Raw genomic sequence first — 12,582 nt, forward strand, 5'->3', positions numbered from 1 at the left:
CTGTGGTTGCCTACAATCCCGAAGGAGTTTTCCGTGAATTTTCCGCTGACGATCTGCGCTGTTCTGATGCTTGGCGCGCTGGCCGGTTGTGCAGGCGTGACCGCCGACGTCAACGCGCGCGGTGACCTGCCCGAGCCGGCGCAGGGCACCGTGAACTACCGTTTCGCGCAATCGCCGGTTCAGGTGGAGAAGGGTGCGAGCTCGCCCGCCGAATCGATGCTGCGTGACGGCCTCGCGAAGCGCGGCTTCGTGGAGGGCAAACCGGACACGGCGCGTTACCTCGTTTCGGTGGCGTGGGCGACGCGCCCCGCCGGGGTGACGGTCGCCGCGTCCGGCGATTGCGCGGAGGGTTGTGCGCCTGCCGGGCAGCCGTTGTTTCCGTGGTTTGGGCACCCCTACGTGCATACGCTGACGTTGCGCTTTTTCGCGCTGCCGCAGGGTACGGAGGCCTATCGCGTCAGCGTGGAGAAGCGCGATCGCAATGGTGACGCCGAGCAGGCGCTCCCTTATCTCGTAGCGGGCGCGCTGGCGCGGTTGCCCTATGCGGGTGCGCCGCAATGGCGCGTGCAGTTGCGGGAGCCGGGTGCGGCGGGCGACGCTGCAGCGCGCGCGATGCCGGAAGTCGTATCGGTGAAGCCAGTCCCGCAGCCGCAATAAGCTGTCAGTTGCTGAGGCCAGGCCGCTTGCTGTCACGCAAGCCGGTGTTTGAGTGCCATCGCGTCGCTTCGATCACGATGGCAACCCTGTTCGGCGCTCAGGCGGTTGGAGACTCACCCGGTGTGGGCGCTGCCTCGCCCCAACGGTTTTCGTAGATGCAATCGCCGAGCGCCTTGCGCTCGGCCCAGCGCTCCGTTTCCAGCATCGGACGCGGATAGAACGCCTCGACGTGGCCGATGCAAAGAATGGCCACGGGCTTTGCGCCCGCCGGCATGGCGAGCAGCGCACGCACATCGTCGACGTCGAAGATCGACACCCAGCCCATGCCGAGCCCTTCGGCTCGCGAGGCGAGCCACATGTTCTGGATTGCGCACGCGACTGACGCGAGATCCATCTCCGGCAACGTCCGCCGGCCGAAAATATGCGACTCGCGGTGATCCATCAACGCGACCACGAGCACTTCGCCGCACTCGCGCAGGCCTTCCACCTTGAGCTTCATGAACTCGTCGTGTCGTTTGCCGAGTGCATCGGCGGTGGCAAGACGCTCGCGCTCCACCACCGCGTGAAGTTGCTCGCGCAATGCCGCGTCGGTGATCCGGACGATTCGCCACGGCTGCATAAAGCCCACGCTCGGTGCATGGTGCGCTGCGTCCAGCAGGCGCTGCAGCGTCGCCGGATCAACGGGGCCGGGCACGAAGTGCCGCATGTCGCGTCGTTCGTAAATCGCGCGGTAGACCGCCGCGCGTTCGGCTTCGTCAAAGGGCTGGGCCATGGGAAAGTGAGTCGGCGAAAGCGGCGTAGGAACGACCGTCAGTATACGTGCATCCAGGTGAGCGGCCACAGTCGGCCCGTGCCGGTCGAGCGGCGCGCAGCACCTTCGCGCGGGGCGTGGATGGCGCGCGGTGTCGAAGCCGGTGCGCTGCTCGTGGCGCCTCGCGTCAGCGCTCCGAGTCCGTCCAGTACAACACGTCGTCCTGGCGGTCGAAGACGTAGGACTTCATGGCCATCTGCTCGGCGGCCGCGAGCTGGTCGAGTTCCAGGCCCAGCGTGGCTGGCGAATCGGCGCCGGCTTCGAGCTGCACGTTGCGAATGATCGCGCTCGTGGCGATTGCCGTGTCGAGTGCGCCAGAGCGCAATCCGAACGCGATGGCGATCCGCTCGCCGACCTTGCCGAGCGCCCATGGCGCGCAAATCGAGAGGCCGAATGTGCTGATTCCCCGTGCGAGCGCGATGCCATCGTAGCCGTCGCCCGTTTCGGCGAGTCGGTAACGCACGGGGATGCGTGCGCGCACGCGGATCGACTTGCGCTCGCGTAGGCGTCGGATCGCGGCGGGCTGCGAGAGCACGAGACACTCGACTGGCGACTGGCAGATCGCCTCGACGGAAGACACGAAACGAAAAACAGCCTGGCTCGCGACGGCGATGACCTCGACGTTTTCGCCCTGTATCAGCGTGGCTTTGCGTCCGCCATCAACAGGCGGCGTGACGAACAGCATGTCGTTGGGGGCCATGCCAATGAGGCGGCATGGCTGCACGGGCGCGCCGCTGCCGCCGATCTGGGTGCGCAGTCCCATCAGCGCGCCGAGCGCCAGATGCATGTCGCGAGCGCCTGGCTGCGCGGCCGGGGCCGGGTCGTCGGTGTCTGCCGATGCCGCGAGGGGCCCTTCGAAATCGCCGCGCTGCGGCTGGAAATGCGCAAACAGGAACCGGCGCTCCGGCTCGCCCACGAGGATCGAGCCGCGCTCCATCAGCAGCCTGCCGTCGCGGTCGACGACAGGCCATGCGAGCGGCTGGCCGAGTGGCAGCGCATCAGGGGAAAGTGAAAGTGCGGCAGCTTGCGTTGCAGACTCTTCGGGTGGCGTCATCGGCGCGCTCCGGATAGATGCTGGCTCTACTGCGTTTACGGTATGTGGCGACAATAATTCAATTAGTTGGGCGATGCTTCTCCCCTGGCGGTCTGCGTACGCGCACGATCGCCAGTACGCGGCCGGGTCTCCACAGGTTCGAGCAAGAAGTCAGGTTGTGGAATGCCGTTACGAGATTGTGCGGCGCCGCGTATTTCAGGTGCTCTATATGGCTGACCAGTGCTTCAGGTTGCTGCATCACGCAGAAGTCATGGCAGGGCAGCGCACCGGCCAGCATCGCCGATATGACATACGCGCGACACGCGCCAGGCGCTTTCACCGGACGCACGACGCGCCCGGTGTCGGTCGCCTTGTCAGTGCGCGCCTGCGTGCTCGTGATCCGCGCGCGTGCGCGGCTGCGTCACCGCGCTCACGGCCACAAGCACGACGACATTGATGCCGAGCGCGAGAAAACCGATGTTGATGTCCTTGACCGCATCGGGCGCGAACGGAATGAGCTGCTCGACGCTGACATGCAGAAGCGTCGTCACTACGACGACCGCCACACCCGCCACGATCCCGCAAAACGCGCCTTGCTTCGTGGCGCGATTGTGTGCAAAGAGACTGCACACGAGCGCCGGAAATAGCTGCGTCACGAAGTTGTAGCCCATCAGCAGCAGCGCGACGATGGTTGTGCCGCCATTGAGCGTGAAGCCCACCGCAACCAGCGCGACCACCGGGACGAACATACGCGCGAGCCGGGCGACGCGGGCATCGTCGGCGTTTCTGGCCAGGGCGCCGCGATAGACATCGTTGGCGAGCAGCGTCGATGCCGTCGTGAGAATCATGGAGCCTGGCACGAGCGCGGTGAGCACGCCCGCCGCGCCGATTACGCCGATGAACCACGGATCGAAGGTCTGAAGCGCCAGACGGAAAAGCGAAAGGTCGATGTCACCGCCCTTGAGACCCGGCACTTTCAGCACCGCGGCGAAACCGCAGAAGAACACGAATAGCAGGATCAACTGATATAGCGGCAGGATCGCCGCGTTGCGGCGGAAGATGCGTTCGTCTTTCGCGGTGAAGACCGAGCCGAACGTATGCGGCCACATGAAAAAGCCGAGCGCCGTCAGCAGCACGGTCGACTGGAACCACGTCACGCCCTGGCCTCTCGCGGGGAGCGTGAGGAAGCCGGGCTTCGCGGCGTCGATAGCGCGGAACATCTCGCCGAGGCTGCCATAGTGGTGGATCGGCAAGTAGATGCCGAGGAAGATCGCGACCGCGAGAATCATCAGATCCTTGACGACCGAATTCCAGGCGCAACCGCGCACGCCCGAGACGATCACGTATGCGGTCACAACGATCGCACCGATCCAGATGGCTACCGTAGACGGAATCGCACCATACGAGGCGGTCGAGACGATGATGCCGAGGCCCTTCAACTGGAGCACGAGATACGGCACGAGCGCCGTCACGCCCACGATGGCGACCAGCACGCCGAGCGCGGGGCTCTGGTACTTGCGCGCGAAGAAGTGCGGCTGGGAGACGAGCCGGTGCGCCTTGGCGAAGCGCCAGACGGGCGGCAGCATCCAGTACGAGAGGATGTAGGCGAGCGTGCCGTAGGCGAGGATGTAATAGACGGGCGCGCCTTTGCCATACGCGAAGCCGCTCCCGCCGAGGAACGTGAACGTCGTGTAGATTTCGCCGGCCATCAGCAGGAACACCAGCACGGTGCCGAAGCTGCGTCCGCCGACCGACCACTGCTCGAGGTTCATGTCGTGCCCACCTCGCGCCCGCACGCCGAGAACGAGGGCGAGGAGCGTGACCGCTGCGATCAGGATCAGTGCGCTCATGATCGCACCTCCGTCTCACGCGGACGATTCACGGGATCGAGCCGGTAAATGACGCCCATGATCACGGCGGCCAGCACGACCCACATGACGATCCACGCGAGCACGAGTGGCATGCCGAGCACGAGCGGCTCGACACGGTTGACGAACGGCACGCCTAGCAGGATGCCGATGAAGGGTAGGGCAGCGAGCAACCTCAGTGACATGGACGACTCCTTTTTTATCAAAGGGGAACGTACGACCGGGCGCAATCGCTGCACTCTATGCCGACTCGATGCGCGCCGTAAAGGGGCCAATATTGCTGACGGAATTTTGAAAGCTTGATGCGACGCAACAAGTGAATCGGCGCGACAGACGGTTGGCATCGCATCGGATGCACGGACGCGGTACGCAGACATCCAATGCAGTTACACTTCACGCAGCCCGGCGGACGCCACCGGAGCTCACCCATGGTCACCTTTGCCGCCTCAACCGGATCGACTTCATGATCGAGAGCCTGATTTCAGACATCCTGTTCGGTTTCACCGGCCTGATCAGCATCATCAATCCGTTCAGCGTTGCGTTCGTCTTTCTCGACCGCACGCCGACGCTCTCCGACGAGGCGCGTCGCCAACTCGCGAGACGCATCGCGATCAATGCATTCTTCGTGCTGCTCGTTGCGTTCTTTGCCGGTACGCCGATCCTGCATTTTTTCGGCATTTCGATGGAGGCGCTGCGTATCGGCGGGGGCCTCGCCGTCGCCGTGGCCGGCTGGCAAATGCTCAACGCGCCTGAAGCCGCGCCGCGCGAGGCCCGCGACCCCGAAGTCAGACAGTCGGTTGCGGAATCGGGTACCAGCAAGGCCTTTTTCCCGCTCACGGTGCCGCTCACCACCGGCCCCGGCTCGATCGCGACGGCTATTGCGCTGAACGCGAACCGCACGCACAGACTCTCCGACTGGGTGGTGTCGGGTATTGCGTCGGTCGTGATCTCGGTGCTCGTGATGTTCGTGATTTACTACGTCTACAGCCGTGCAGCGCGCCTGTCGAACTATCTGGGCGTGGAGGGCACGCGTGTCGCCATGCGGGTATCGTCGTTCCTGCTGCTGTGTATCGGTGTGCAGATCATTCTGACCGGCTTGACCGGCTTCCTCACGCCGATTGCGGCACTGCGCGCAGCACCGTGAGCGCGTGTCTTTGAAGGAGTGCATCATGTGCCGCTGGCTCGCCTATTCCGGCAATCCGATTCACCTCGAAACCGTGCTGTTCCGCTCGCGCCATTCGCTGATCGATCAGAGTCTGCATTCGAAGCTCGGCGTGACGACCACCAATGGCGACGGCTTCGGGCTCGGCTGGTACCAGCATCCGCATGACATTCCGTATCGCTATCGCAGCACCCAGCCCGCGTGGAACGACCGCAACCTGCGCGAACTCGCGCGCGCGGTGATGGCGCCCATGTTCATTGCGCACATCCGCAGCGCGACGCATACGCCGGTGCAGGAAACCAACTGCCATCCGTTTCGCCATCGGCGCTGGTTGTTCGTGCACAACGGGCTGATCCAGAACTTCCCGCTCGTGCGCCGCGATCTGCTCGTCGCGATCGATCCGGGGCGCTTCAGTGCGCTCGAAGGTTCGACCGATTCGGAAGTGATGTTCTATCTTGCGATGACATTCGGGCTCGAACACGAACCCGTGCCTGCGCTCGAGCGCATGGCCGGTTTCGTCGAGGCGACTGCGAAGAAGTACGGAATCGACGATCCGCTCAACATGACTGTGTGCGCGAGCGATGGCGAGCAACTGGTGGCCGTGCGCTACTCCAGCGAAGGTAATTCGCGCTCGCTCTTTCACAGCACGTCGTTCAGGCACCTTCACGAACTCTATCCCGACGATCCGCGCATCACGGCGGCGGGTGAGGATGCCTATCTGATCGTCTCGGAGCCGCTCGTCGATCTGGCCGACGTCTGGGCTGAGGTGCCCGAGGCGACCGCTATCGTCGTGCGTGGTTCGCAGGTGGATTATCGGCAGTTCGTGCCTGTTGCGCCGATGTGAATTGCCTGGTTGGCTCGCGGTTCGCGGGCAAGTTGCACTGCGTGCGGGTTACGCGCTTCGTGGGCGGGCATGGCAGCGGAGCGCATCGCCGACCTTTCCAGCTATTCGTGTTCGTCGTCGCGTCATGTTGCGCGAAACATCGGCGAACCGCGCGGGCGAATTGCGCGGGGCGCATTGCGCGCACGCGGGCCTGCTTACCAGGCGCTCTGTCCCGAGCGATCGTACTTTTCAGCCATCGCGGGAATGCCTGCGCGCACCTGGCGCTCGGCACGTTTCACCTGGCGCGTGAGCACCACGACATGTGGCGGCACCACGCGGCGACGGCGCAGCGTCCAGAATGCGCCGCGTAGCAGCGCGAAACCGGCGGGACCGAGCGAGCGTTGACGCGCAAAGACGGCGAGCGCGCGACCGGTTGCGGCGAGCGCGTCGCGGACCGGCAGACGCATCCACGCGACCCACGCCGAGTTGCGCGCGAGCATGCAATGCTGCGCGCGCGTGAACCAGCGATAGAGCGGCTCGCGATGCGCGAGCGCCTCCTCGCAATAGACGATGGCGTGGCCCGCCGAGAGCACGTCGAGGGCCGCGAGTTCTTCGGCGCCGCCGCGCGAGAGGCGCTCCTCGTAGCCGCCGAGTTCGCGGAACACGCCGGCGCGGAAGATGCATGCGCCCGCCATGAAGTTCGCGAGCGCCGGGCCGGGCAGGCCGTCGCCGCGAGGTGATGTGGATGTCGCGCTCAACATCAGGCACGCAGGATGGATTTCGCGTTCGGCATCGTCTGCCACGCGTGCGTTGAGCACGGCGACCTGCGGATTGTCATCCAGCAACTGGGCCGCCCGCGCGAGTGCACCCGCGGCGAACCATGTGCTGTCGTCGCAGCACGCCACGTATTCGGTGCGCGCGAGCGCGACGGCACGATTGAAGCCGGCCATGCCGAGATCGCGCAGCCCCTGCACGATGCGCACCTGCGGAAACAGCGAGGCGAGCAGGCTGATGGTGGTATCGGTGGAGCCGTTGTCGGCCACGATCACGTTCGGATGCTCCGGCAGCGCGACGAGGCGAGCCACGGTATCGACGGTCTGGCGGACATGGTTGCGCGTCAGCACGACCACAGTCACGCGTGGCACGGGCTGGGAACCAGAGGCATGTGCGGAGGCTTTCATCGCAGTCGAGCGGCGCGAGCCGGGCGGAATGTTGTCGTGGTCGCCACCAGCATACGCCGTTGGCACGTGGCGTGCATCACGTGCAATTGCCCCAGCGGGGACGGTAGCCGACGCGTCTCGCCGGTGCCGATCGCTGCGCGTGACGCGTGCGTCAAATGTCGTGCCTGAGGGGTTGCCCAGTCGTTCCGGGACGGGTGTTTGCCACTGCTGCGCTGCACTCGCGTCGCTATTAAGTGAGCGTGTAATTCGCACGGGACACACGTCGTGCGGCCGTGCGCGCCGAGGTTGGCATCACCGGCGCAGGACCGGCGGGCCCGCTCCCTCTTTCCGGTCGCTCAAACTGCCTTCATTGGCCTGATCGTCGCAACGCCCAGTTCCGCGGCGAGATCGCCGAATCGTTTCTCAACCGAATCCGGCAGATCGATCGTCAGCGTGTGGCGGGCGCGATTCGCCGCTTCGTATTCGCCGGGGTACTGGACAGGTTCGGCGGGATTTTGCGGCGGACAGGCCAGCAGATACTCGAGGAACGTCTCCACCTCCTGCGAGCGCCACGTCTGGTTGAAATCGACCTGCGGATCGAGCATGATCGCGAACATATTGTTGGTCGCGACGCTGTTGCGTGGATTGCCCGCGTGAATCGTGCCTCCGCCCGATAGCACCCCGGCCAGCAGTTCCGCGACGAGCCCGAGCGCATAGCCCTTGTGCGCGCCGAACGGCAGCAGGGCGCCGGGTGGATCCTCGAAGAGCACGCCCGGATCGGTGGTCGGATTGCCGTTTGCGTCGATGACCGAGCCGGGTGGCGCCTGCCGTCCGTTTTCGGCAAGCACGCGCGCCTTGTTCACGGCGATGGAACTTGTCGCGATGTCCACGACGAATGGCGGCCGCCCGCCTGGCAGCGGTCCCGCGAAGCACAGCGGATTCGTCGTGAGGCGCGCCTCGCGCCCGCCAAACGGCGCGACGGTCGGCGGCCGGTTCACGACATTCGTGAACGCGAGCAGCACATAACCCGCCTGTGCGACGAGCTCGCCGTAATGCCCCATGCGTCCGAGGTGGTGGGTGTCGCGCAGCGTGACGATGCACTGGCCGTGCTCGTGCACGCGAGCGATGGCATCGTCGATCACCACCTTGCCCACGTGCTGCCCGAAGCCGCTATGGCCGTGGTAGCCGATCAGCGCGCCGCGGTCCACGATGCGCTCGGGGCGGCCGTCCGCCGTGACGAAACCCCCGGCCAGTCCGCGCCGGTAGTTCGGCAGGATCGACAGACCGTGGCTCGCATAGCCTACGCGATCGGCTTCGATCAGGTGTTCGGCCACGTCGGCGGCAATGTCCGCGGGCACCGAGAGCTTCGTCAGCACGTCCATCGTAAAGCGGCGCGCTTCATCGATTGCGACTTCCATCAGCGGCTCCTTGCCGGTTGCGCTTCGCGCGGAAGGCGCAGGGAAATCAGATCAACCCGAGCCAGCGCCACCACGTCAGGGCGAACACCAGCATCAGGATATAGCCGATGATCGTCAGCACGATGCCTACACGAGCGAACTGCGTCGGGGTGAACGTTTCGGTGGCCATGCACACCATGTTTTGCGGCGCGTTGATCGGCAGGATGAAACCGAAGCTCACCGTGAACGCGAGCAGCATGGTCACGCCGAGCCGGTTGAAGTCGCCCGACATCGATTGCAGGACGGAGATGACGATCGGCAACATAGCCGAGGCGAGCGCCGTCGCGCTTGCGAAACCAAGGTGAATCACGATCAGAAAGGCCCCGAGCACGGCGAAGGCGATGAACGGCCCGGCACTGGCGAGGCCCGTGTGATAGGCGACCATATCGCCGAGCCACTGGCCTGCCTTCGTTGTGAGCAGCGCGGTGCCGAGGCTGATGCCAACCCCGAACACGATCACCGTGCCCCAGGGAATGCGGCTCTGCAGCGTCTTCCAGTCCATCACGCCGATGCGAGGCAGCATCAATATCACGAGGCCGATGTAGGTGACCGAGGTGGTGTCGAACGGATGCAGCTTGCCTTCGGTGGCCCACAGGCACAGCAGTCCGATGGACACCGCCATCAGCCGTTTTTGCGGGCCGGTCATGGGGCCGAGATCGCGCAAAGATTTTTCGATGGCGTCCTTGCCTCCGCCGATGGAATCGGCTTCGGGCGGCAGCATTTTCAGCACCACCACGATCAGGATCGCCGACATGATGATGGCCCACGGCGCACCGGCGATCAACCAGTCGAGCCAGGTCACGCGCGCGCCGAGCATCTTGTCCATGAAACCCACCGTGAGCAGATTCTGTGCGGCGGCGGTCTGGATCCCGACGTTCCAGATGCTCGTCGCGTTGGCGACCACGATCATGATCCCCGCCGCGATATTCGAGCGCTTGTCCACGCCGAACGCGGCAATCACGCCCGCCATGATCGGCACGACGCACGCGCTGCGTGCGGTTGCGCTCGGCACGACGAGCGAGAGCACGATGGTCACCGCGATAGAGCCGATCAGAATGCGCCGCGTGGTGGTGCCGATCCGCGAGAGGGTGACGAGCGCGATACGTTTGTCGAGCCCCGTGACGGTCATCGCCACCGAAATGAACAGCGCACCCGTGACGAGCGCGAGCGCCGAGTTCGAGAATCCGGACAGCGCCATGTTGATGCCCTTCGACGTGCCGTAGAGGACGGAGGGATCGTCGACGGTGGGCGCGGTGCCGATAAGAAACGCGATCAGCGTGGTGATCATGATGGCGCTCGCTTCGTACGACACGGCTTCCGTGAGCCATATCACGACCGCGAACGAGAGAATGGCGAGCATCCGGTGACCGGCTGGCGGCAGGCTCTCGGGCAGCGGCATGAAGAGAACGACGACCAGCACGACGACACTGACGATCAGCCCGACAGGGATGCCTTTCTTCTGCTCGGACGTGGCGGCAGCGCCCGGTTTCGATGCGTTCATGACATGGGCTCCATGATGAACACGGCGCACGGACTACTCGGGTTATCCGTGCGCCGTGTCGAGGGCAACGGCCTTCCCGCAACGCCTCGCAGGCGCATGGCCCGCAAACGAAGCGGCTATTGCATCCGTGGCGCTTGCGTGGATCAGGCGAAGCGGCCCATTGCGGCGCGAGATTTTCGCTCCGCAAGAGCAGCGGCATACGTGCCGGCCTCGTTTCCGGCCGGACGCCGGATGTTCGCAGTCGTGTCCGCTGGCGTCGCGTACTGTGCTGTCGATTTGTTAATACACGATTTTCGATCTCGATGAGAGCTTCGTGTCTGGCGCGTGCCAGGTGTGTGTCTTACGCGTGGTTGGCGGGCACGTGCGCGTTGGCGTCGTGCAGCGCAGGCCGTCGGCTTTGCGGGCGATATGGAGAGATCGCGGACGCTGGATGTAGCGAGAGTCGGCTCGATGTTGGACGAAGTTATCGAGCGGCCCGTCGTGGTCTTTATATTGCTCGCTCAGTGCCCGAGTGGAGTGGAGTCGCGAGATGCGCAGCGGCATGACGGGTGCAGGCGTCGCGCGAGCGATGAAAACGATACCAACGCGCGCGGTTTCCGGGCTGTGTGCCAATCGGCCGCCCGGATAGCCCGCTCGTTTTTCGCGCAAACGCCGCTCACAGTTTCGCAGCCGCTTCCTCGACGATGCGCCGGCGCGCAGCGAGCGATGCCGCGTTGGCCTGCCGCACTTGCTCGACCACGGCGCGCGGCGCGGTGTCGGGGCTGCCCGCATCGAACGGAGGCGCTGGCGCGTATTCGAGTTCCAGCTGGAGCGCCTCGGCCCCCTCGACGCCGATCAGTTCGGCCGCGAGCGTCAGCGCGAAGTCGATTCCCGCCGTGATGCCGCCGCCCGTCATCAGATTGCCGTCGCGCACGACGCGCTCGCGCACGGCGACGGCACCAAACGGCGCGAGCAGTTCATGGAACGCCCAGTGCGTCGTGGCGCGTCGATCGTGCAGAAGGCCCGCGGCGCCCAGCACGAGCGCACCCGTGCAAACCGATGTGACATAGCGGGCGTGTTTGGCCTGGCGGCGCACGAACGCGAGCGTTGCTTCGTCGAGGAGCAGGTCAGCGACGCCGCTGCCGCCGGGGATGCAGAGCACGTCGAGCTGAGGGCAGTCATCGAAGGTCGTGTCGGGCGTGAGCACCATGCCGGTGGTCGACGTGACGGGATCGCGCGTTTTCCAGACGAGCCGGACCGATGTGTCCGGCATCGACGCAAGCACGTCGTAGGGCCCCGCGAGGTCGAGCTGCTGCACGCGAGGAAAGAGGAGAAAGCCTATTTGTAGCGCCATGGCGAAGTCCTGTGGAAGGGGAGGCAGAGCGGGTTGCGGCTGCCCGTCGATGTCCACTGTATCGCCGCGCTCCGGCGCGCTTGTGCCAAAAGACGCGTAAAAGCTGCCACGACCAACGCTGTGCGTGAGCGCCCTGTGGCCGGCGCGCGCCAACGCAACGCTTCGCGCATGCAGCGTGAAAGTGGGAACTCAGGATGAACCGGGCGGACACGCGCGGCCGCGTTCAGACGATGCTTAAAAAGGCGCCTCAACGTGCTGCACGTAGAGACGCCTGATCGTCCAGGTACGCGTCCGGGTACGCACCGACGCGTTTACGCGGGCGTTTTGCGGAACGAAATAGCGATGCGGTTCCAGCCGTTGATCGCGATGACGAGCATGGTCAGATCGGCGATCTCCTGGTCGGTGAAGTGGGGCTTCACGCGCTCCCAGACCTCGTCGGGGACGTGTGTCTGCGAAACGAGCGTGACCGCTTCGGTCCATTCGAAGGCCGCGCGCTCGCGTTCTGTGAAGAAAGGCGTTTCGCGCCACACCGATAGCGTCGCGAGCCGCCGGTCGGTTTCGCCGCCCTTGCGCGCGTCGGCGGTGTGCATGTCGACGCAGAACGCGCAACCGTTGATCTGCGAGGCACGCAGCCTCACGAGTTCCGCGAGCGGTTTCTCGATCGAGCTTTTGCTCACGCGCTCTTCGAGCGCAATCATTGCCTTCGTGCCCTCGGGGCTGACTTTATAGAAGTCCAGACGTGCCTGCATGACCATTCACCTCGTTGGAGACAGCGGG

12 protein-coding genes are annotated in these 12,582 nt (G+C 65.0%); 3 read left to right on the forward strand and 9 right to left on the reverse strand.

Going from position 1 to position 12,582, the window contains the following annotated elements:
• Positions 1–33 precede the first annotated feature (33 nt).
• Positions 34–657 carry a DUF4136 domain-containing protein gene (locus D1Y85_RS03400; protein WP_185218889.1) on the forward strand — a complete coding sequence of 208 codons (624 nt, stop codon included), beginning with the start codon at positions 34–36 and terminating at the stop codon, positions 655–657.
• A gap of 97 nt (positions 658–754) precedes the next feature.
• On the opposite strand, the gene bluB is transcribed toward D1Y85_RS03400, so the two are convergent.
• The 4 genes from bluB to D1Y85_RS03420 all read right to left on the reverse strand — a co-directional run bounded on the left by bluB (position 755) and on the right by D1Y85_RS03420 (position 4,554).
• Complete coding sequence (gene bluB / locus D1Y85_RS03405) at positions 755–1,429, reverse strand: 5,6-dimethylbenzimidazole synthase (protein WP_124149632.1); 675 nt, start codon at positions 1,427–1,429, stop codon at positions 755–757.
• Positions 1,430–1,595: 166 nt separating this feature from the next.
• Positions 1,596–2,522, reverse strand: a complete 927-nt coding sequence (locus D1Y85_RS03410; protein ID WP_124149633.1) for a flagellar brake protein — start codon at positions 2,520–2,522, stop codon at positions 1,596–1,598.
• A gap of 353 nt (positions 2,523–2,875) precedes the next feature.
• A complete protein-coding gene (locus D1Y85_RS03415; RefSeq protein WP_124149634.1) occupies positions 2,876–4,351 on the reverse strand; it encodes a sodium:solute symporter family protein in 1,476 nt (491 codons plus the stop codon).
• On the reverse strand, positions 4,348–4,554 hold the full coding sequence (locus tag D1Y85_RS03420) for a DUF3311 domain-containing protein (protein WP_124149635.1): 207 nt from the start codon (positions 4,552–4,554) through the stop codon (positions 4,348–4,350). Before D1Y85_RS03420 ends, D1Y85_RS03415 begins: the two co-directional genes overlap by 4 nt.
• 278 nt (positions 4,555–4,832) lie before the next feature.
• Here D1Y85_RS03420 and D1Y85_RS03425 point away from each other — a divergent pair, with 278 nt between their 5' ends.
• Both D1Y85_RS03425 and D1Y85_RS03430 read left to right on the forward strand, forming a co-directional pair.
• The gene (locus tag D1Y85_RS03425; RefSeq protein WP_124149636.1) at positions 4,833–5,513 is read left to right on the forward strand and encodes a MarC family protein; all 681 of its coding nucleotides are present in this window, start codon (positions 4,833–4,835) and stop codon (positions 5,511–5,513) included.
• Positions 5,514–5,538: 25 nt separating this feature from the next.
• A complete protein-coding gene (locus D1Y85_RS03430) occupies positions 5,539–6,375 on the forward strand; it encodes a class II glutamine amidotransferase (RefSeq protein WP_124149637.1) in 837 nt (278 codons plus the stop codon).
• 194 nt (positions 6,376–6,569) lie between these two features.
• Here the strand turns inward: D1Y85_RS03430 and D1Y85_RS03435 are convergent, their stop codons facing one another.
• The 5 genes from D1Y85_RS03435 to D1Y85_RS03455 form a co-directional block, all read right to left on the reverse strand.
• Complete coding sequence (locus D1Y85_RS03435) at positions 6,570–7,499, reverse strand: glycosyltransferase family 2 protein (RefSeq protein ID WP_246024758.1); 930 nt, start codon at positions 7,497–7,499, stop codon at positions 6,570–6,572.
• A gap of 371 nt (positions 7,500–7,870) precedes the next feature.
• Positions 7,871–8,932, reverse strand: coding sequence for an Ldh family oxidoreductase (locus D1Y85_RS03440; protein WP_124149639.1), 1,062 nt, complete (start codon positions 8,930–8,932; stop codon positions 7,871–7,873).
• Between the two features lie 46 nt (positions 8,933–8,978).
• Positions 8,979–10,472 carry a DASS family sodium-coupled anion symporter gene (locus tag D1Y85_RS03445; protein WP_124149640.1) on the reverse strand — a complete coding sequence of 498 codons (1,494 nt, stop codon included), beginning with the start codon at positions 10,470–10,472 and terminating at the stop codon, positions 8,979–8,981.
• Between the two features lie 655 nt (positions 10,473–11,127).
• Positions 11,128–11,805: a DJ-1/PfpI family protein gene (locus D1Y85_RS03450; protein ID WP_124149641.1), complete on the reverse strand. Its 678-nt coding sequence runs from the start codon at positions 11,803–11,805 to the stop codon at positions 11,128–11,130.
• A 311-nt stretch (positions 11,806–12,116) separates the two neighbouring features.
• On the reverse strand, positions 12,117–12,554 hold the full coding sequence (locus D1Y85_RS03455; protein WP_124149642.1) for a carboxymuconolactone decarboxylase family protein: 438 nt from the start codon (positions 12,552–12,554) through the stop codon (positions 12,117–12,119).
• Positions 12,555–12,582 lie beyond the last annotated feature (28 nt).

This window comes from Paraburkholderia dinghuensis, assembly GCF_003837865.1.
GTDB classification, from domain to species: domain Bacteria; phylum Pseudomonadota; class Gammaproteobacteria; order Burkholderiales; family Burkholderiaceae; genus Paraburkholderia; species Paraburkholderia dinghuensis.

What these genes read in the sequence shown, in the direction of transcription:
- bluB (WP_124149632.1), bottom strand. Translation starts at nt 1,429, where the DNA reads ATGGCCCAGCCCTTTGACGAAGCCGAACGCGCGGCGGTCTACCGCGCG.
- D1Y85_RS03410 (WP_124149633.1), bottom strand. Translation starts at nt 2,522, where the DNA reads ATGACGCCACCCGAAGAGTCTGCAACGCAAGCTGCCGCACTTTCACTT.
- D1Y85_RS03415 (WP_124149634.1), bottom strand. Translation starts at nt 4,351, where the DNA reads ATGAGCGCACTGATCCTGATCGCAGCGGTCACGCTCCTCGCCCTCGTT.
- D1Y85_RS03420 (WP_124149635.1), bottom strand. Translation starts at nt 4,554, where the DNA reads ATGTCACTGAGGTTGCTCGCTGCCCTACCCTTCATCGGCATCCTGCTA.
- D1Y85_RS03425 (WP_124149636.1), top strand. Translation starts at nt 4,833, where the DNA reads ATGATCGAGAGCCTGATTTCAGACATCCTGTTCGGTTTCACCGGCCTG.
- D1Y85_RS03430 (WP_124149637.1), top strand. Translation starts at nt 5,539, where the DNA reads ATGTGCCGCTGGCTCGCCTATTCCGGCAATCCGATTCACCTCGAAACC.
- D1Y85_RS03440 (WP_124149639.1), bottom strand. Translation starts at nt 8,932, where the DNA reads ATGGAAGTCGCAATCGATGAAGCGCGCCGCTTTACGATGGACGTGCTG.
- D1Y85_RS03445 (WP_124149640.1), bottom strand. Translation starts at nt 10,472, where the DNA reads ATGAACGCATCGAAACCGGGCGCTGCCGCCACGTCCGAGCAGAAGAAA.
- D1Y85_RS03450 (WP_124149641.1), bottom strand. Translation starts at nt 11,805, where the DNA reads ATGGCGCTACAAATAGGCTTTCTCCTCTTTCCTCGCGTGCAGCAGCTC.
- D1Y85_RS03455 (WP_124149642.1), bottom strand. Translation starts at nt 12,554, where the DNA reads ATGCAGGCACGTCTGGACTTCTATAAAGTCAGCCCCGAGGGCACGAAG.